The sequence below is a fragment of the Streptomyces sp. NPDC026246 genome (assembly GCF_055567995.1).
In genome coordinates this window covers 365,281-383,072 of record NZ_JBVHPJ010000003.1, presented here as the reverse complement: position 1 = coordinate 383,072, position 17,792 = coordinate 365,281, and the positions used below count along the sequence as shown (strand labels likewise).

16 protein-coding genes are annotated in these 17,792 nt (G+C 72.6%); 6 read left to right on the top strand and 10 right to left on the bottom strand.

Annotation, left to right across the window (positions count from 1 at the left end; translation table 11 throughout):
- Positions 1-35 precede the first annotated feature (35 nt).
- On the bottom strand, positions 36-869 hold the full coding sequence (locus ACZ4M5_RS09915; RefSeq protein WP_467735553.1) for a hypothetical protein: 834 nt from the start codon (positions 867-869) through the stop codon (positions 36-38).
- 385 nt (positions 870-1,254) lie between these two features.
- Here ACZ4M5_RS09915 and ACZ4M5_RS09910 point away from each other — a divergent pair, with 385 nt between their 5' ends.
- Genes ACZ4M5_RS09910 through ACZ4M5_RS09890 form a run of 5 tightly spaced genes read left to right on the top strand, consistent with a single transcriptional unit; the run spans position 1,255 to position 5,934 of the window.
- Entirely contained in the window at positions 1,255-2,814 is a 1,560-nt protein-coding gene (locus tag ACZ4M5_RS09910; RefSeq protein ID WP_467734863.1) for a hypothetical protein, read from the top strand.
- 19 nt (positions 2,815-2,833) lie between these two features.
- Complete coding sequence (locus ACZ4M5_RS09905; RefSeq protein WP_467734861.1) at positions 2,834-3,394, top strand: hypothetical protein; 561 nt, start codon at positions 2,834-2,836, stop codon at positions 3,392-3,394.
- Between the two features lie 2 nt (positions 3,395-3,396).
- Positions 3,397-3,831, top strand: coding sequence for a DUF3592 domain-containing protein (locus ACZ4M5_RS09900; protein WP_467734859.1), 435 nt, complete (start codon positions 3,397-3,399; stop codon positions 3,829-3,831).
- Positions 3,828-4,217 (top strand): hypothetical protein, encoded by a 390-nt coding sequence (locus ACZ4M5_RS09895; RefSeq protein ID WP_467734857.1) that lies wholly within the window; start codon positions 3,828-3,830, stop codon positions 4,215-4,217. The genes ACZ4M5_RS09900 and ACZ4M5_RS09895 overlap by 4 nt, the downstream gene beginning before the upstream one ends.
- 31 nt (positions 4,218-4,248) lie before the next feature.
- Positions 4,249-5,934, top strand: coding sequence for a chitinase (locus ACZ4M5_RS09890; protein ID WP_467734855.1), 1,686 nt, complete (start codon positions 4,249-4,251; stop codon positions 5,932-5,934).
- A gap of 88 nt (positions 5,935-6,022) precedes the next feature.
- Here the strand turns inward: ACZ4M5_RS09890 and ACZ4M5_RS09885 are convergent, their stop codons facing one another.
- From ACZ4M5_RS09885 to ACZ4M5_RS09870, 4 genes are all read right to left on the bottom strand, one after another.
- A complete protein-coding gene (locus tag ACZ4M5_RS09885) occupies positions 6,023-7,327 on the bottom strand; it encodes an Nramp family divalent metal transporter (protein WP_467734853.1) in 1,305 nt (434 codons plus the stop codon).
- 156 nt (positions 7,328-7,483) lie between these two features.
- Positions 7,484-7,966 carry an ATP-binding protein gene (locus tag ACZ4M5_RS09880; RefSeq protein WP_467734851.1) on the bottom strand — a complete coding sequence of 161 codons (483 nt, stop codon included), beginning with the start codon at positions 7,964-7,966 and terminating at the stop codon, positions 7,484-7,486.
- Between the two features lie 80 nt (positions 7,967-8,046).
- On the bottom strand, positions 8,047-8,952 hold the full coding sequence (locus ACZ4M5_RS09875) for an anti-sigma factor RsbA family regulatory protein (protein ID WP_467734849.1): 906 nt from the start codon (positions 8,950-8,952) through the stop codon (positions 8,047-8,049).
- A 43-nt stretch (positions 8,953-8,995) separates the two neighbouring features.
- Positions 8,996-11,653: an ATP-binding protein gene (locus ACZ4M5_RS09870; RefSeq protein WP_467734847.1), complete on the bottom strand. Its 2,658-nt coding sequence runs from the start codon at positions 11,651-11,653 to the stop codon at positions 8,996-8,998.
- 273 nt (positions 11,654-11,926) lie between these two features.
- Between ACZ4M5_RS09870 and ACZ4M5_RS09865 the strand changes: the two genes are divergently transcribed.
- Positions 11,927-13,273: a M14 family metallopeptidase gene (locus tag ACZ4M5_RS09865; RefSeq protein ID WP_467734845.1), complete on the top strand. Its 1,347-nt coding sequence runs from the start codon at positions 11,927-11,929 to the stop codon at positions 13,271-13,273.
- On the opposite strand, the gene ACZ4M5_RS09860 is transcribed toward ACZ4M5_RS09865, so the two are convergent.
- The 5 genes from ACZ4M5_RS09860 to ACZ4M5_RS09840 form a co-directional block, all read right to left on the bottom strand.
- The gene (locus ACZ4M5_RS09860; RefSeq protein ID WP_467734843.1) at positions 13,270-13,866 is read right to left on the bottom strand and encodes a hypothetical protein; all 597 of its coding nucleotides are present in this window, start codon (positions 13,864-13,866) and stop codon (positions 13,270-13,272) included. The genes ACZ4M5_RS09865 and ACZ4M5_RS09860 overlap by 4 nt on opposite strands.
- Positions 13,867-13,931: 65 nt before the next feature.
- A complete protein-coding gene (locus ACZ4M5_RS09855; protein ID WP_467734841.1) occupies positions 13,932-15,410 on the bottom strand; it encodes a GntP family permease in 1,479 nt (492 codons plus the stop codon).
- A 102-nt stretch (positions 15,411-15,512) separates the two neighbouring features.
- Positions 15,513-15,923, bottom strand: coding sequence for a RidA family protein (locus ACZ4M5_RS09850; RefSeq protein ID WP_467734839.1), 411 nt, complete (start codon positions 15,921-15,923; stop codon positions 15,513-15,515).
- Complete coding sequence (locus ACZ4M5_RS09845) at positions 15,920-16,687, bottom strand: IclR family transcriptional regulator (protein WP_398106818.1); 768 nt, start codon at positions 16,685-16,687, stop codon at positions 15,920-15,922. The genes ACZ4M5_RS09850 and ACZ4M5_RS09845 overlap by 4 nt, the downstream gene beginning before the upstream one ends.
- On the bottom strand, positions 16,684-17,724 hold the full coding sequence (locus ACZ4M5_RS09840) for a sugar kinase (RefSeq protein WP_467734836.1): 1,041 nt from the start codon (positions 17,722-17,724) through the stop codon (positions 16,684-16,686). Before ACZ4M5_RS09840 ends, ACZ4M5_RS09845 begins: the two co-directional genes overlap by 4 nt.
- Positions 17,725-17,792: the final 68 nt, after the last annotated feature.

Genomic DNA, 17,792 nt, shown 5'->3' with positions numbered 1-17,792 from the left:
GGAAGCGGAGCAGGGCTGACGAGCGGTGTCAGGGCTCACCCGACGGCCGTTCGGCTCTCGAGCTGTCTCGGGGGCGGGCCGTCGTACACGGGCGGGGTGGCCGAGCAGAAGACGCAGCGGTCGCCGATGACGTCGATGCCGCACCAGTGGCAGCGGCTGCGCCGTACGGAGGTGACGAGCTGGTAGAGCACGGACAGGTCGGGCAGGTAGCTGCAGAACTCGATCAGCTTGCCGGTGCCCCACCAGACGGGTGACTCGGCCGGGAGCGGCACCTCGCGCAGTCCCTGCACCTTCCAGGAGGGCGCGAGGGTGGCGTTCACCCAGTCGGACTGGAGCTGGCCCTTGGCGACCAGCATCCAGGTGCCGAACTCCGGCCCCGGGAGGGCGGCTTCGGGGGCGATGCGCACCAGGTGCGGTTCGGGGTGGGCGAGGACGCCGAACTGGCTGCCGGGCACCCAGGACTTGGCGTGCGACTTCAGGCCGACGGGGACCCGGTCGAGCCGGGCGACGGAGTTGAGCAGCGCCCCGGCGTGGACGTAGTGCACCAGCAGCCGCCCGGCCGAGGCGAGGACGCCGGGGCTGAGGTCGCAGGACGCGAGCTGGCGCAACTGGCGTGCCAGGACGGCCAGTCCGAGGGGCGGCAGGTCCGGCTGGAAGACGGCGACGCGGTCGGTCTCCATGAGCGCGCGCAGGGTGTGCAGCCGGCGCCGCACGGCGGTGGGCGCGGCCGGCGAGCAGACCACGATCACGTGCCCGTGGTGCTCGACCAGGGTCTGGAGATCGGCGAGGGCCTGCTCCAGGGGCCGTTCGGCGACGTCCCGGAGCACGGCGGCGGGCAGGGTGCGGTCGTCCTGTGGCGGCAGCGCCATGTCGGCGCTGGTCACGGCAATGGCAGTTGGCACGCGCAGCTCCCCGTTTCCCCATGCCCGTCGGAACGCCGGGTGTCACTCCGGCGCGCCGTGTCGACTTCACTGCGTGACTACCTCAGCACTGTAACCACGGCTCTGTGACCGGAGAACAGCGTTTGTGTAGCTGAGGAGCAACTGTCGTTGCACAAGACGCGTCATAACGGGGCAGGTTGAGCATCTTGCCGGTCGCCGTCGGTGTCCGGGGGCGGATCGGGGCCGTGGGCCCACCGGGCCCGGAGTTGACGGTGGGCCTTCGTTTGGGCCCTGAGGCCCACGCCCCGGGCGGTGGTGCGTCCCTACGCTCGCGGTCCACGCAGAGGTGGTTCGCCGCGAGGAGGGGTGCCGTATGGCCGACGGGGGTGGCATACGGACGTACGGACGCAGACCGGTCTTCGACGACCGCGGGGCGACCGGCACCGAGTACCTGGGGATGGTCGTCGTGAGCGCGGCCGTCGTGCTGGCGGTGTCGGCCACCGGGGTCGGGCAGCTGATCTACGACAGGATCGCCGCCCAGGTCTGCCGGGTGGCCGGGGGCGGTGACTGCGGCACGGGCGGCACGGGCCAGGGCAAGCCGCTGACCGACGCGGACTTCGAGCCGGCGCTGTGCCAGGTCTCCTCGGTCACCGACAAGGCGGGCTCCAAGGCGAAGATCCTCTTCTGGGAGATCGGCAAGGAGTACGGCTTCCAGGAGCAGCGCCTGAAGGCGAAGACGGACGTGAACGGCGACGGCACGGTCGACGACGGCGACCAGCTGGTCTACCTCACCTTCACGGACGCCGCCTCGGTCGCCGCCAAGAAGGACTTCAAGCCGGGCATGAAGGTCGGCCGGTTCGGCGCCGACAAGGTGGAGCTGGGGCTCGGCATCAAGGTCACCAACGGCGACACCTGGGTGTTCCAGAGCCCACAGGAGGCCGAGCGGTTCCGCGACGACGTGGAGAAGCTCCAGATGTACGAGATGCGCCGGACCATGCCGGGCGGCGCGGAGGCGAGCCTCGGCGACGGCATCCTGTACCTCTTCGGCACGGGCCCCCTCAAGGACGAGGAGGACACGCAGAACCGGATCAAGGAGCACCTCGGCGACAACCGGAAGATCACCTACGGCAAGGTCGGCCTGGAGGCCTCGGCGTCGGCCGGCCTGAAGATCTCCGCGGGCGACGAGAAGAAGCTGAGCGCCGCCCTCGGCGGTTCCTTCAAGTACGCCCCCGAGGTGACCTGGACGGACAACGCCTACAAGAACACCAAGTCGTACACGTACGCCTCGTCCGTCGAGTACGGCTCGAAGGTGAGCTACGAGGCGGGTGCGCTCAGCGGCGAGTACACGGCCAACACGACGCTGACGGGCACCATCACGGTCACCTACGACAAGAAGACCGGCAAGCTGGTCCGCGTCGACATGACCCGCACGGTGGAGGAGGGCGGCCAGAAGGACGGCGCCAAGGCGGGCGGCGACAACGGCGGGAAGGACGGCGACAAGCGCGGCGGCAACGCCGGGGTGAAGGGCACCGACTCGCAGACGGGCATCGAGATCGTGACGAACACGCTCACCTTCGACCCCGGACCGGCCGGCGACCGGGACCGGGCGGTCGCCGAGCAGTGGCTGGACAGCAGCAAAGAGCAGATCGCCACGCCGTTCCAGTACATGTTCTCCGACCGCGCGCCCACCTCCCGGCCGGGCGCCGACGACCCCTTCGGGCAGCTGATGTTCGACCAGGGCAGATCGAGCCGGATGACGTACACCGGTGAGGTGAACGCGGCCGAGTACGGATTCGAGTTGAATCTGGGGCTCAGTCTGGGCATGACGATCAGCACGGAGAAGAAGGCGGAGACCCTGACCGGCGCCGAGTTCCTGGGGGCGCCCCACGGGGACGGCCGTTCCTATCTCCCGTACAGCTACTGCGCGAACTGACGAGACGGAGCACCCGCCGATGACGACCCGCCGTGCCTGCCTGGCCGCCGCCCTGCTGACGACCGCCCTGGCCCTGACCGGGTGCGGGGACCCGGACCCGGGCGCGGGCTCCGTGCCCGACGGCTGGGGCACGCTGAGGACCAAGGGTGTCGACGTGTCCTACCCCGAGGGCTGGCAGGAGCAGAGCGCCGCCGAACGGGGCGGGCACAACGCGGCGGCCGCGGTGCGCACGGAGGGCGGCAGGAAGGTCGCGGTCCTCACCGTGCAACTGGGCTTCACCGAGGCCGGTTCGGCCGAGCAGGCCGCCATCGCGGCCGAGGCGGGCATCCAGATGGGCGCGAAGGTCGAGGGCCAGAAGGACGTCGACCTGGCCGGCACGGACGACGCGAAGCGGATCGACTTCTCCTTCGAGGCGACCGGTGAGGACGGGGGCCCCGCCAAGGGCACGCCGGTGAAGGGTGTGATCCTCACGGGACTCGACTCGACCGACACGGCGTTCGCCGTCCGCATCGACGCCGGGCGGGGCGCTCTGCCCGACGACGACCTGGACCGGATCGTCGACTCGGTGGAGGTGCACTGACCGTGGAGGTGCCGGGCTCCGGCTACGTCGTCCCCGCGCTGCTCGTCGCGCTGTTCGGGGCGCTGGCGGCGCGGTACGCGCGGCGGCTGGCGACGGTGGTGCGGGTGCTGCGGCGCGGCGCCCGCACCGAGGGCAGGTGCCTCCGGGTGGAGACCGAGCCCTATGGCCGCTCCGACGCCCGGCGGCACGTCTTCGCCTTCCGTACGGCCGACGGGGACCGCGTCGAGTTCGAGGACCTTGCGGCCTGGTCGACGACGGAGGGCACCGAGGTCACCGTCACCTACGACCCGCGTGATCCCCCGGGCACGGCGACGGTGGCGGGCCGGGGCAGCTGGTCGCCGGTGCTCCAGGCGCTGGCGCTGACGCTGGGCTGCGGCCTGGGCGCCCTGGGCTTCGCCGTCCTGCTGTACGCCGAGATCTCCGGAGGCATCCCATGACGCTCGTCCGCTGCTGGGCCGTCGGCATCGTGGTGCTGGTGGTCGCCGAGTACCTCCGGACGACCCTGCTGTACGACCCGCTGGTCGGCCCCGAGGGGGTCGGCTCGTTCGGTGCGGCCGTGGCGCTGGTGCACCTGCCGAACCTGGTGTGCGTGGTGCTGGCGACCTGGGCGGCGGCACGGGTGCACCCCGAGCCGTGGCGGGCGGTGCCCGCCCGGCATCTGACGGCGGCCTGCGCGGCTCCGGTGGCGGCGCAGCTGCTGTTGCTGGGCCTGCGGCCCGGCGTACTCGACCCGGCCGGACCGGCGTTGTGGATGTCGACGGGCGTGCTGCTGGCGGGGTGCGCGGTGGGGCTCCTGCTCGACAGGTTGGTCTGGACCTCTTGACAGCCGCTTTGGTCTGGACCATTTTCTTGTCATGTCCCCACACAGATCCCTGCGGCTGTGGTCGGGTGCCCTCATGGCAGCCCTGGCCCTCACTGTCACGACCGTCGGCCAGGCCTCGGCCGCCGACGTCAACAACGCCAGGAACGCCGGCTTCGAGGCGGGCCTGAGCAACTGGACCTGCTCCGCGGGCAGCGGCACGACGGTCTCCTCCCCGGTGCACTCCGGGTCGGCCGCGCTGCAGGCGACCCCCTCGGGGCAGGACAACGCCCGGTGCAGCCAGACGGTGGCCGTGAAGCCCAACTCCACCTACACCCTGGGCGCCTGGGTCCGCGGCGGGTACGCCTACCTCGGCGTCTCCGGCACGGGCACGACGGACGTGTCCACCTGGACCCCGGACTCCACCGCCTGGAAGCAGCTGTCGACGACGTTCAAGACCGGTGGGTCGACGACCTCGGTGACCGTCTACACGCACGGCTGGTACGGGCAGTCCGCCTACTACGCGGACGACGTGTCGGTCTTCGGCCCCGACGGTGGCGGCGGCACCGACCCGGGCCCCACCGTCCCCGCGGCGCCGGCCGGCCTCACGGTCTCCGGGACCACGACGTCGTCCGTGTCCCTCGCCTGGAACACCGTCTCGGGCGCGACCGGATACACCGTCTACCGCGACGGCACGAAGGTGACGGCGGTCTCCGGCACCTCCGCCACCGTGACCGGCCTCGCCGCCTCGACGGCCTACTCCTTCCAGGTCACGGCGACGAACGCGGCCGGTGAGTCGCCCAAGTCGGCGGCCGTCACGGCGACCACGAACAAGCCGAACGGGCCGGGTCCCGCCCTGCCGAAGCACGTGGTGACCGGCTACTGGCAGAACTTCAACAACGGCGCCACCGTCCAGAGGATCTCGGACGTCCCCAGCCAGTACGACATCATCGCCGTCTCCTTCGCGGACGCCACCTCGACGCCCGGTGCGGTCACCTTCAACCTGGACACGGCAGGCCTGAACGGCTACACCGTCGACCAGTTCAAGGCGGACGTCCGGGCCAAGCAGGCGGCCGGCAAGAAGGTCATCATCTCCGTCGGCGGCGAGCGCGGCACCGTCGGCGTCAACGACGCCACCTCGGCGGCCAACTTCGCCAACAGCGTCTACGCGGTGATGCAGGAGTACGGCTTCGACGGCGTCGACATCGACCTGGAGAACGGCCTCAACGCCACCTACATGACACAGGCGCTGCGGTCGCTGTCGGCGAAGGCCGGCCCCTCGCTGGTCCTGACCATGGCCCCGCAGACGATCGACATGCAGTCGACGTCCAACGCGTACTTCCGCACCGCGCTGAACGTCAAGGACATCCTGACGGTCGTCAACATGCAGTACTACAACAGCGGTTCGATGCTCGGCTGCGACGGCAAGGTCTACAGCCAGGGCTCGGTCGACTTCCTCACGGCGCTGGCCTGCATCCAGCTGGAGAACGGCCTCGCACCCTCCCAGGTGGGCCTCGGCGTACCGGCCTCCACCCGCGGCGCGGGCAGCGGCTACGTGGCGCCGAGCGTGGTCAACAACGCCCTGGACTGCCTGACCAAGGCCGTCAACTGCGGCTCCTTCAAGCCGCCGCGGACCTACCCCGACCTGCGGGGTGCGATGACCTGGTCGACCAACTGGGACGCCACCGCGGGCAACGCCTGGTCCAACGCGGTCGGACCGCACGTGCACGCGCTGCCGTAGCACCCGCTCGGCACCACCGACGGGGTGGAGGGGACCGGTTCCCCGCCACCCCGTCCGTCCGCCCGGGACGGCTGCCGCGGCCGTCCGGCTAGAAGAAGTCGCCCCAGGGCTGGTCCCAGATCTGCTTCAGGCACAGCACCAGGAAGAGCAGCCCGGCCACGGCCAGCATCACGTTGCTGAGCGGGCCGTTGCGCCACTCGCGTGGGGTGCGCGAGGTGTTGAGGAGCCAGATGAGCGTGCCGGCGAGGAACGGCATGAACGCCGCGCCCAGCACGCCGTAGATGATGACCAGGCGGAACGGCTGTCCCTCGAAGAGCAGCAGCATCGGCGGGAAGGTCAGCCACAGCAGGTAACCGCGGAAGGACCAGGAGCGTTCCCGCTCGCCCGAGGCGACCTCCTCGCCCTTGGCCTGGCCCTTGCCCGTCAGCCGGGCCACGAAGTCGGCGAACATCAGGCTCACCCCGTGCCAGACGCCGATCAGCGAGGTGAAGGACGTGGCGAAGAAGCCGATGAGGAAGAACTTCGCCGTGGCCGTGCCGTACTGCTCCTCCAGGATGTCACCGAGCTGCACCAGGCCCTTGTCACCGCTGGCGATCGCCACGTTCGCCGAGTGCAGCAGCTCGGCGCCGACGAAGAGCATCGCGATGACGAAGACACCGGTGGTGAGGTAGGCGACCCGGTTGTCCAGCCGCATGACCTTCATCCAGCCGGTGTTCGTCCAGCCCTTGGCGTTGACCCAGTAGCCGTACGCGGCGAGGGTGATGGTGCCGCCGACGCCGCCGATCAGGCCCAGGGTGTTGAGGATCGAGTCCTTCTCGTCCGGCAGGACGGGCAGCAGACCGGCGAAGGCGTCCCCGAGGTTCGGCGTGACCCGGACGGCCAGGTACACCGTCACCACGAACATGACGCCGACCAGGATCGTCATGACCTTCTCGAACACCGCGTACTTGTTGAACCAGACGAAGACCAGCCCGACCAGCCCGCAGGCGATGCCCCACCACTTCAGGTCCATCACGCCCGGGAACAGCGCCTGCAGCGGCAGCGCGCTGGAGGACATCGCCGCCGCCCCGTACACGAAGCCCCACACCACGACGTAGACCGCGAAGAACCAGGTGGTCCAGCGGCCCAGGCTCGCCCAGCCGTCGAAGAGGGTGCGGCCGGTGGACAGGTGCCAGCGGCCCGCCGCCTCGGCCAGGGAGATCTTCACCAGACAGCCGATGATCGCGGCCCACAGCAGGGTGTAGCCGAAGTTGCTGCCCGCGATGAGGGTGGCGACGAGGTCTCCGGCGCCGACACCGGTCGCCGCGACGACGATGCCCGGGCCGATGTACTTCCAGCCGGCTTTGCGGGGTTGTGGGGGGTGGGTGGCCTGGTTCTCCGTGGTGTCAGCCATGCAGATCAAGAAACCGCATGGCGCCGCAGCCGACAAGAGGGCGGTGGCCGTCCGGCTCAGGGGCGCGGGGAACCGCGCGAGGACCACAGTCGGCCCGCAGCCCGAAGCCGGACCGAGGCGGCACGCCACAGCTCCACGGCCCGCCCCGGCGGAGCGTCACGGCTGCCGCCGGCCGCAGCCGTCCGAACGGCACGTGGCGACTTCGAACCACACGGTCTTGACCGGCCCGTCCCGGTGGCAGCCCCAGCGCTGGGCCAGCGCGTCCACCAGGAACATCCCGCGGCCGCTCTCCCCGGTGCCCGCCTCGACGACCCGGGGCACCCGCCGCTCGGTGTCGGCGACCTCACAGCGCAGGACGCCGTGTGCGGCGGTGAGCGTGAGCCGGAAGGACGTCCCGGCGTGCACCAGCGCGTTGGTGGCCAGCTCGCCGACGAGCAGCTCCGCCACCTCCACGACCTCGCCGCGCTCGTCGAGACCCCAGTCCTCCAGTGCCCGGCGGACCTCCGCGCGCGCCTCGCGGACGGCGACGGGCCCGGGGGCGTACTCGACGCTGAGGTGGCCCGCTCCCAGGGGCGGCTGGGGGAACGGGCCGTGGTGGGCGTCGGGGTCCGGGACGGGGCACCCGGAGAGTTGCAGCATGACTCCAGGGTGATCCGCGGGTACGGCCGGGCGCAGGGGGAGGACTACCCGTTCCCGTACCTGCTCGCGCAGGTGGGGGGCTACGCGTACTGCAGGCGGACCGTGGCACCGTCACCGTCGTCGCGGATGTCCACGTACGCGCAGACCTGGCGCGCGTACCACAGGCCGGGGGCCGGTTCGCCGCCGTCGGCCCTGGGCGGGACGAATCCAGCGAGCGGGTCGTCGACGCGGCGGGCGGAGCGCAGTTCGCACACGCACGCGGGCGCCTCGCCCCACACCAGGGCGGAACCGTCGAGGGGTGCCAGGGCGGCGGCGGCCTCCGCGACGGCAGCGGCGAACAGTTCGGCCTCCGCGGCGGGCAGGCCCCGTCCCTCGGCCCAGCTCCGCACGGCCGCAGCGTCCGGCCCGGCCGGGAGGGGCCGGGCCTCGGCCGGGGGCAACGGCAGCGGGACGGCGTCGAGTTCGGCCGCGATCCGCTCCGGCTCCCGGTACACCCCCGTGCCCGGGTGGGCGCGCAGGGCCGCGGCGACGACGGCGGGCCCGGCGGTGCGGGTGTCGTAGGCGCACAGGGCCGTCGTGGCCAGGGGCGCGAACAGGAGGTTGGCGAGGGCCTCGTAGCGGATCCACTCGGTGGTCTCGCGCGCCGACCGTCCGGCGCGGCCGCTCCACACCGGCTCCATGAGGAGGTGGATGCCGCCGCCCGGACCGGCGTGCGCGGTGAGGTAGCCGGCGGCCTGGGCGACCGCGTTGGCGGCGGATCCGGTGTACCAGTCGGTGTGCGGGATGCGGACGACGTCCTTGGTGTCGCCGCCGAGGGCGTCGCGCAGCAGGTCCAGGTGGTGCGGGGCGGCGATGGCCACGGGCGGGGGCTCGCCGGGGGCGGCGAGGCCCTCGCCGAGGAAGGGCAGGGCGGCGGCGAGGAAGGCGTCGTCGGAGCCGAAGACGGTGATGCGGTGGTCGAACGGGGCGGGTCGTCCGTCGGTCATGCGATCCCCTCGGGGGTGGGTGCGGATGGGGGTGGGTGGCGGGTCAGCGCCGGGCCGCCACCCAGGCGGCGATCTGGCTGCGGTTGCTGAACCCGAGCTTGCTGAGGATGCGTTCGACGTGGCCCTCGGCGGTGCGGCGGGCGATCACCAGGCGGTCGGCGATCTGCTGGTTGGCGAGTCCTTCGGCGACGAGCCGGGCGACCTCGTTCTCACGGCGGGTGAGCCGGGCGACGTCGTTCTCGCGGCGGGTGAGCCGGGCCGCGCGGCCGTCCCGCGACGGCTGCGGCGCGTCGGGCCCGCCGGGGCGGGGGCGGCCGGGTTCCTGGAGTGCGTGGCCGGTGAGGTCGGTCAGGGTGAGGTCGCCGCCGTACCGGTGGGCCCGGTCGAACGCCTCCTGCCCCAGGGCCCGGCACGCCAGCTCCTCGCTGCGCCCGCGCGCCGCGTTGAGGGCGCGCGAGCCCCAGCGGCCGGCGTGGATGCCGGACCAGAGGCGGTCGGCGCCGCCCAGCAGCACGGCGGTGCGCTCGTGGGCGCCGCGTTCGGCCGCGACGGACGCGAGCAGGTCGAGGGTGAGAGCCATGCCGATGACGTCGTGGACGGCGGTTTTCAGCCGCAGCGCCTCACGGGCGTGCCGCTCGGCCCGGGCCCAGTCGCCGCGCACGGTGTGCGCCAGGGCGAGCATGCGCGTCACGTACGAGCGCACCCACTGCTCGCCGTGCCGTTCGCACAGCCGCAGGGCCCGCTCGCAGACGTCCACGGCCCGGTCCGCCTCGCCCAGGAAGCCCAGCGCGCAGGCCAGTTCGACCTGGTCGAGGCCGACGAGACTGAGGTGCTGGCCGGGCACCGGGCCGCGGGCGACGGTGGCCTCGAAGTGCGCCAGCGCCCCGGGCAGGTCGTCGCCGAACAGCCGGATGACGCCGATGACGTACTCGGCGTGCGCGACCTCGGGGGCGTCGCCCAGGGCGTGGGCCAGCGCGAGGGAGTCGGCGGCGTGCCGGCGGCCCCGGGGGAGGTCCTGCGTGGCGGCGGCGAGCAGACCGGCCACCCACAGGCCGCGGGCGCGCTCCCGGGTCGGCTCGGGGCAGGCCGCGAGGGCGCGGTCGAGCCAGTGCAGGCCCTCGCGGGAGGCGCCGCAGGCATGCCAGTAGAACCAGAGCGTGCCCGCGAGGCGCAGTCCGGTGAGGGCCTCGCCGGGCGTGGACAGACTGAAGTCCAGTGCCGCCCGCAGGGCGTCCCGGTCGGCGCGCAGCCGGGCGACGGCCTCCGGCTGGCCCGGCCCGAACCACGCCCGCTCGTACGCCTCGACCCGCCGCAGGACGTGGTCGCGCTGCCGCCGCCGGGCGGCCTCCTCCTCCCCCGCGACGCGCCGCAACTGCTCCAGCCCGTACTCCCGCAGGGTGTCGAGCATCCGGTACCGCACCCCGCCGGGCCCCGTCTCCCGCTCCAGCACGGACTTGTCCACGAGCCCGGCCAGAGCGTCCAGCACGTCGTCCGCACGCAGGGAGGGGCGACGGGGCCCGGCCGCGGAAGCGGGCGTCGGGCCGGGCACGGGCGGTCCCGCAGGGGGCGCAACCGTACGGGACGGCGGCTTCGGCTCGGTCCCGGCCACGGCCACGGATGCCGAACCGGGCCCGGACGGCCCCCCGGGTGGTGCGAGCGGCCGGGACAGCGGCTCCGGCACGGGCGGGGCCGCGAACGCCGGCGCCCGGCGCGGCGCCGGCCCGGCCGCCGACGGGGCCGGGGGGCGGGGTGTGGCCGCACCCCCGCACCCCGGCGCTCCGTCGTCCCCTTCCGCTGCCGCGTCCCCGCACACCGTCTCCGCGGTCTCGGCGTCGAACGTGCCCGCCAGGACCGACAGGCGGGCCCACGCCAGCCGTTCGGGGCCGGTGCACAGGTCGTGGCTCCAGGCCACGGCCGCGCGCAGGGTCTGGTGGCGGGGCTGGGCCGCGGGGCTGCCGGTGGTCAGGACGCGGTAGCGGTCGTCGAGGCGGGCCAGCAGCTGCTCGGCGTCGAGCACGCGCATGCGGACGGCGGCGAGTTCGATGGCGAGGGGCAGCCCGTCCAGGCGGCGGCACAGGCGGGCCACGGCGGCCCGGTTGGCGGGGGTGAGGCGGAAGCCGGGGACGACGGCGGCGGCCCGGTCGGCGAAGAGGGTGAGGGCCGGGTAGCCCTCGGCGGCCGACAGGTCGCCGTCCGGATCGGGCACCGGCAGCGGACGCACCTCCATCAGGTGCTCCTCGGTGAGCCCGAGCCGGTGCCGGCTGGTGGCGAGGATCCGGACACCCTCGGCGCCGCGCAGCAGAGCCGCCGCCAGCCGGGCGCAGGCGGCCGCCAGGTGCTCGCAGTTGTCCAGGACGAGGAGCAGCCGCCGCTCGCGCACCTGCTCGACCAGCGCGTCCGGCTGCGGCCGGCTGGAGTGGTCGTGCAGTCCGAGCGCGTCGGCGACGGCGAGCGGGACGAGGTCCGGGTCGTGCAGCCCGGACAGGTGCACGACCCGCACGCCGTCCGGGAAGGCCCGCCTGACCCGGGCCGCGAGGCGCGCGGCCAGCCGGGTCTTGCCGACGCCGCCCGGTCCGGTGAGCGTCACCAACCGTGCCCGGGCCAGCAGTTCGCGGCCCTCGGTCAGTTCGCCACGCCGGTCGACGAAACTGGTCGTCTCGGCCGGCAGGGAATGCTCCCGTCGTGGCGCTGATCCGCCCATGATCAGCCAGTCCTTCGGGGGTGTGGTCCCGGGGTCCGGTCACCCCGGCTCCCCTTGCGCGAGCCCCCACCCTCTCCCGGTCCCGGGCCGATAGGCTCACGCGGATCACACCCCCGGGTGCACTTGCGCCGCTCCTCCCCCACCACCACCCCGCACGCGTACACTGCGCGGCCGCTTTCAGTCTTGACCTGCTCATGCCATTGGCAGAACGATGTGCGCCACCCGCACCACGCACGTCGCACGGAACAACCCCACCTCCCACCAGGAGATTTCATGCGACTTCGCACATCAGGCCCGGGCACCGGCAGACGCACCGCCGCGCTCGCCGCCCTCCTCGCCCTCGCCCTCGCGGCTCCCCTCTACGGGACGACCTCCGACGCCACCGCCGACAGCGCGCCGAAGGCCGCCCCCTCGGCGGACGACATCCGGCAGTACGAGGTCCACCTGCACGCGACGGCCGAGGACCGCACCGCGCTCCAGCGCACCGGCGTGAGCGTCGACGAGGCCGACAGCCACGGTGTCGTGGTCTCCGGCCGCGCCGACCAGATCAGGAAACTGCGCGCCCAGGGCTACGAGGTCACCCCGCTCGGCGCGGTACCCGACCGGTCGGCGGGCAAGGACGACGTCCGCCTCTTCGACTTCCCGTCGGGCGACTCGAAGTACCACAACTACGCGGAGATGACGAGCGAGATCAACTCGATCGTCGCCGCCAACCCCTCCATCGCGAGCCAGCGCGTCATCGGCACCTCGTACCAGGGCCGCAACATCGTCGCCGTCAAGATCAGCGACAACGTGACCGCGGACGAGTCCGAGCCGGAGGTCCTGTTCACCCACCACCAGCACGCCCGTGAGCACCTGACGGTCGAGATGGCGCTCTACCTGCTGCGCGAGCTGACCTCCGGCTACGGCTCCGACGCCCGCGTCACCAGCATGGTGAACAACCGCGAGATCTGGATCGTCCCGGACATCAACCCGGACGGCGGCGAGTACGACATCGCCACCGGCTCCTACCGCTCCTGGCGCAAGAACCGCCAGCCCAACTCCGGTTCGTCCTACGTCGGCACGGACCTGAACCGCAACTGGAACTACCGCTGGGGCTGCTGCGGCGGCTCCTCCGGCTCGACGTCCTCGGAGACCTACCGGGGCCGGGCGGCGGAGTCCGCGCCCGAGGTGAAGGTCGTGGCCGACTTCGTGCGCAGCAGGGTCGTCGGCGGCGAGCAGCAGATCACGGCCGGGGTGGACTTCCACACCTACAGCGAACTGGTGCTGTGGCCGTTCGGCTACACGTACTCGGACACCACGACCGGCATGACCGCGGACGACAACGCGGCGTTCAAGGCGGTCGGGCGGAAGATGGCCGCGAGCAACGGCTACACGGCGGAGCAGTCCAGCGACCTCTACATCACGGACGGGTCGATCGACGACTACCTCTGGGGGGCGCACAAGATCTTCGCGTACACCTTCGAGATGTACCCCCGGTCCGGTGGGGGTGGGTTCTACCCGCCCGACGAGGTGATCGAGCGGGAGACCTCACGCAACCGGGACGCGGTACTGCAGTTGCTGGAGAACGCGGACTGCATGTACCGGTCCATCGGCAAGGAAGCGCAGTACTGCGGTTAGGCGCGCGCTTCGTCGCCCGCCTCGGGCTCACCGGCCCCCGCTTCACCGGCCCCTGCTTCACCGGCCTCCGACTCGCCGTCCTCGAAGTAGGCGTCGAGGACCGCGTCGAGCTGCTCGTCCCACTCGGCGAACCTGCTCCTGGCCGGCGCCTCGATCTCGATCGGGTACCAACGCCGGTCAGGCGTGTGGACGGTGACGGTGTACCGCTTGCCGAAGCGGGCCGTCTCCGTCTCCACCGCGCCGATCTCGTCCCAGCGGAACTCGCACTCCTGGTCGTCCAGGCAGAGCCGGACCCCCCTGCGGTCGGCGGTGATCCGCGCGCGGCGGTCGGACGCCTCGAACACGGGCCCGCCGGCCGCGGTGTCCTCCTCCGGCCCGGAGGAGGACACCGTGTCCGTCTCCTCCGGCTCGGGGGCGGCCGTCCCGGCGTCCTCGGCCTGCTCCGCCTCGGCCGTCTCGGCCGTCTCGGGTTCGTCCACCGGCTCGCCGCCCTTCGTCCGTGGGGACGCGGGTGACGTGAGCCCGGGGATGAAGGCCGGATCGAATCCGGCGCCTTCCAGGGGCTGGCTGCTCGAACCTATGCGCTGCTCCACAGCCCAGCAGTATGGTCGACAAACCTGTGCGGCACACAGTCGGGCCCGACTTCGTTATCAGACCCCTACACGAACAGGCTCAGCACCGCCGCGACCACGAACCCGGCGAGCGACAGCACGCTCTCCAGCACCGTCCACGACTTGAGCGTGTCGCGCTCGCTGATGCCGAAGTACTTGGCCACCATCCAGAATCCGCCGTCGTTGACGTGCGAGGCGAAGATGGAGCCCGCGCTGATGGCCATGATGACCAGGGCGACGAACGCCTGGGAGTGGTCGCCCTCGGAGAGCAGCGGCGCGACGATGCCGGCCGTCGTCACGATCGCCACCGTCGCCGAGCCCTGGGCGACGCGCAGCACCAGGGAGATCAGGTAGGACAGCACGATCACGGGCAGGCCCACGCCGTGGAACGTGTCCGACAGGGCCTGGGCCACGCCGCTCGCCTTGAGGACGGCGCCGAAGACGCCGCCCGCGCCGACCACCAGCAGGATGTTGCCGACCGGCTTGAGGGACGCGGTCGACACCGTCTCCAGGGACTTGCGGGACCAGCCGCGGCGTATGCCGAGCAGGTAGTACGCGAGGAACAGGGCGATCGTCAGCGCCACGAACGGGTTGCCGAAGAACTCGACCACCGAGCGGAGAGTGGAGGGGTCCAGGGCGATCGAGGAGAAGGTGGCGGCGAGGATGAGCACCAGGGGCGTGCCGATGATGCCGAGGACCGTGCCGAGCGGGACCGGGTCCTCGCGCGGCTCCACCCCGGCGGCGCGCTGCTCGTCCAGGACGGCCTGCCGGGCCTCCTGCGCGGCCTCGACCATGTCCTGCGGGACGGCGACGAAGACGCGCCGGCCGATCCACGCGGCGTAGCCCCACGCGGCCACCACGGCGGGCAGACCGCAGACGATGCCCATGAGGACGACCCAGCCGAGGTCGACGTGGAGGAGGCCGGCGGCGGCGACCGGGCCGGGGTGCGGCGGCAGGAAGGCGTGCGTGACCGACAGGCCCGCGAGCAGCGGCAGGCAGTACAGCAGGATCGACTTGCCCGACCGCTTGGCGGCCGCGTAGACGATGGGTGCCAGGACGAAGATGCCGACGTCGAAGAAGACCGGGATGCCGAAGATCAGGCCCGTCAGGCCCATGGCGAGCGGGGCGCGCTTCTCACCGAACAGGCCGAGCAGACGGCTCGCCAGCACCTGGGCGCCGCCGCTGACTTCGAGGATCGCGCCGAGCATGGTGCCCAGCCCGATGATGATGGCGACATGGCCGAGGATGCCGCCCATGCCGGACTCGATGGTGGAGACGGCGTCCGACTTCTGGACGGTGCCGAAGAGTTCGGTGACGGACAGGCCGGCCGCGAGGCCGACGGCTATGGACACCGCCAGCAGGGCGACGAACGGCTGGAGTCTCGTCCGGATGATGAGGAAGAGCAGCAGCGCGATGCCGAGCCCGGCGATGAGCAGGAGCCCGGCGGTGCCGTCGACGAGGAGGAGCAGTCCTCCGGTGTGCGGCGGGGCTTCGGCGGGGGCGGACGCGGCGAGCGGATGGGACATGCGGGGGTCCTCTGCGTAAGGGCATGCGGTTTCTGGGTAGGGGGGAGCGCGGCGCGGCGCATCGGTGGCGCCGCGCCTGGGTGAGGCGGGGGTGGGGGCGGGTCAGCCGAGGACGGCCAGGGCGTCGATCTCGACGAGGAGGCCCGCGGGGAGTCCGACGTAGACCGTCGTGCGCGCGGCGGGCGGCTGGGTGAGGCCCTGCTCCGCGAAGTACGCGTCGTAGAGCGCGTTGAACTCGGGGAAGTGGGCGACGTCGGTCAGGTAGACGCGGATCATCATCACGTCGTCCCAGGAGGCGCCGCCCTCCTCCAGGATGGCCTTGACGTTGGCGAGGGTCTGGAGGGTCTGCTCGCGCAGGGCCGGCCCGGCGGGCGTGGGCGCCTTGCCCTCCTCGGCGGGCAGGAAGCCGACCTGCCCGGCGACCTGGAGGATGTTGCCCTTCCTCACCCCGTGGGAGAACCTGGCCGGCGGGGTGGTGTGGGTCTTCGGGGTGAGTGCGATCTTGTCGGTCATGCGGTGGTGGTGCCCTTCACTGGTGTTCTGCCGGAGTACTCCCCGCTGATGGCGTCGGCCGTGCGGCGCACCAGCGGCAGGAGGGTGAGGAGTTCGTCGGCGGTGACGACGACGTTCGGCGCGGAGACCGACATGGCGGCGACGACCCGGCCGTCGGCGCCGCGGATGGGCGCCGCGACGCAGTTGATGGACTCCTCGTGGCCGCCGAGGTCGGTGGCCCAGCCCTGTTCGCGCACCTTCTCCAGCTCGCGCAGGAACGCGCCGGCGTGGGGGGTCGAACGGGACGTGTAGGAGGGGTAGTCGAGCTTCTCGGCGACGGCCCGCCGCTCGTGCTCGGGCAGGTCGGCCAGCAGCAGCTTGGCGACCGCGGCGACGGTGATGGCGACGGGCTTGCCGATCCGCGAGTACATGCGCACCGGGTAGCGGCTGTCGACCTTGTCGATGTAGAGGACCTCGTTCTCCTCGTACACGGCGAGGTGCACGGTGTGCCCGCAGCTCTCGTTGAGGCGGACCAGGTGCGGGTGGGCGATCTCGCGGACGTCGAGGTTCTCCATCGCCTCCTGGGCGAGGGCGAAGAGCCGGGCGCCCAGGCGGTAGCGCTGGTCGGACTGGCGGTAGACCAGGCCGTGCTCGTGCAGGGTGCGCAGCAGGCGCAGGGCCGTGGACTTGTGCACGCCGAGGCGGTCGGCGACCTGCCCCAGGTCGGCGGGGCCCTCGGCGAGCAGCGGCAGGATGCTCAGCGCGCGGTCGACGGTCTGGCTCATGACGTACGTACCTCCTCGTCGGCCCGCTGTGTGTCCTCGGTCCAGCCCGGGCCGAGTCGCAGTCTCCCCCATGCGTCGTCGTCCAGGGCGGCGAGGCGGTCGGCGTGGTCCCGGGCCGGTGGCGCGGCGAGGTCGCCGGGCTCGGTGAGCGCGGCGGCGGCCATGAGGTGCCCGTGGCGCAGCCGGTCCCGCACGGGCAGGCCGCGCAGGGTGGCGGAGAGGAACCCGGCGGCGAAGGCGTCCCCGGCGCCGACGGCGGCGACGACGTCGACCCGGGGGGCGCGGACGCGCGTGGTGTCCCCGCCGAGGGCGACGGCGCCGTCCGCACCCAGTTTGACGACCACCAGGGCGGGCTCGGGCAGCGCGGCCCGGATGGCTGCCGCGCCGCTCAGGCCCCACGCGTCGAGGGCCTCGTCGGCGCCGACGAACACGACGTCCGCGCGGCGGGCCACGTCGAGCAGCACCCGCGCCCCGGCCGGTTCGGCCCACAGCCCCGGGCGGTGGTTGACGTCGAAGGAGACCAGCGGGCGTTGCGTTCCCGGCTCGGTCAGTTCCCACAGCAGGTCGAGGCAGCTGCCGGAGAGCGCCGCCGTGATCCCCGACAGGTGCAGCACCCGGCCGGCCCGGACGGCCGCCAGGTCCACGGTGTCGGCGGACATCGCCGAGGCGGCCGAGCCGGCCCGGTAGTAGGCGACCTCGTGGGCGTCGTCCGCGCGGTCGCCCGCAGTGCGGAAGTAGATGCCGGTCGGGCGTGCCGGGTCGCGCCGTACCGACGCGACGTCGACGCCGTACCCGCCGATCTCCTCGACGAGATGGTCGCCGAAGCCGTCGGCGCCCACGGCGCTGACCCACCGGGTGGAGTGGCCGGCAGCCGCCAGCACGCACGCCACGTTGGACTCCGCGCCGCCGATCCCGCGCTCGAAGGACGGCACGTCGGCGAGGCGGCCCGGCCGGGAGGGCAGGAACGTGACCATGGACTCGCCGAGCGCGACGACGTCCACGACGTCGGGGGCGTTGCAGGGTCCGGTGGGGGTCACGATGCTCGTAGCTCCTCGGTGGTGCGGTGGGTGGCTGATTCATTGACCGGGGGTGGCCGAGATGTTAG

What these genes read in the sequence shown, in the direction of transcription:
- ACZ4M5_RS09885 (WP_467734853.1), bottom strand. Translation starts at nt 7,327, where the DNA reads ATGGCTGACACCACGGAGAACCAGGCCACCCACCCCCCACAACCCCGC.
- ACZ4M5_RS09845 (WP_398106818.1), bottom strand. Translation starts at nt 16,687, where the DNA reads ATGAGCCAGACCGTCGACCGCGCGCTGAGCATCCTGCCGCTGCTCGCC.
- ACZ4M5_RS09865 (WP_467734845.1), top strand. Translation starts at nt 11,927, where the DNA reads ATGCGACTTCGCACATCAGGCCCGGGCACCGGCAGACGCACCGCCGCG.
- ACZ4M5_RS09870 (WP_467734847.1), bottom strand. Translation starts at nt 11,653, where the DNA reads ATGGGCGGATCAGCGCCACGACGGGAGCATTCCCTGCCGGCCGAGACG.
- ACZ4M5_RS09915 (WP_467735553.1), bottom strand. Translation starts at nt 869, where the DNA reads ATGGCGCTGCCGCCACAGGACGACCGCACCCTGCCCGCCGCCGTGCTC.
- ACZ4M5_RS09895 (WP_467734857.1), top strand. Translation starts at nt 3,828, where the DNA reads ATGACGCTCGTCCGCTGCTGGGCCGTCGGCATCGTGGTGCTGGTGGTC.
- ACZ4M5_RS09910 (WP_467734863.1), top strand. Translation starts at nt 1,255, where the DNA reads ATGGCCGACGGGGGTGGCATACGGACGTACGGACGCAGACCGGTCTTC.
- ACZ4M5_RS09875 (WP_467734849.1), bottom strand. Translation starts at nt 8,952, where the DNA reads ATGACCGACGGACGACCCGCCCCGTTCGACCACCGCATCACCGTCTTC.
- ACZ4M5_RS09850 (WP_467734839.1), bottom strand. Translation starts at nt 15,923, where the DNA reads ATGACCGACAAGATCGCACTCACCCCGAAGACCCACACCACCCCGCCG.
- ACZ4M5_RS09890 (WP_467734855.1), top strand. Translation starts at nt 4,249, where the DNA reads ATGTCCCCACACAGATCCCTGCGGCTGTGGTCGGGTGCCCTCATGGCA.
- ACZ4M5_RS09855 (WP_467734841.1), bottom strand. Translation starts at nt 15,410, where the DNA reads ATGTCCCATCCGCTCGCCGCGTCCGCCCCCGCCGAAGCCCCGCCGCAC.
- ACZ4M5_RS09905 (WP_467734861.1), top strand. Translation starts at nt 2,834, where the DNA reads ATGACGACCCGCCGTGCCTGCCTGGCCGCCGCCCTGCTGACGACCGCC.
- ACZ4M5_RS09880 (WP_467734851.1), bottom strand. Translation starts at nt 7,966, where the DNA reads ATGCTGCAACTCTCCGGGTGCCCCGTCCCGGACCCCGACGCCCACCAC.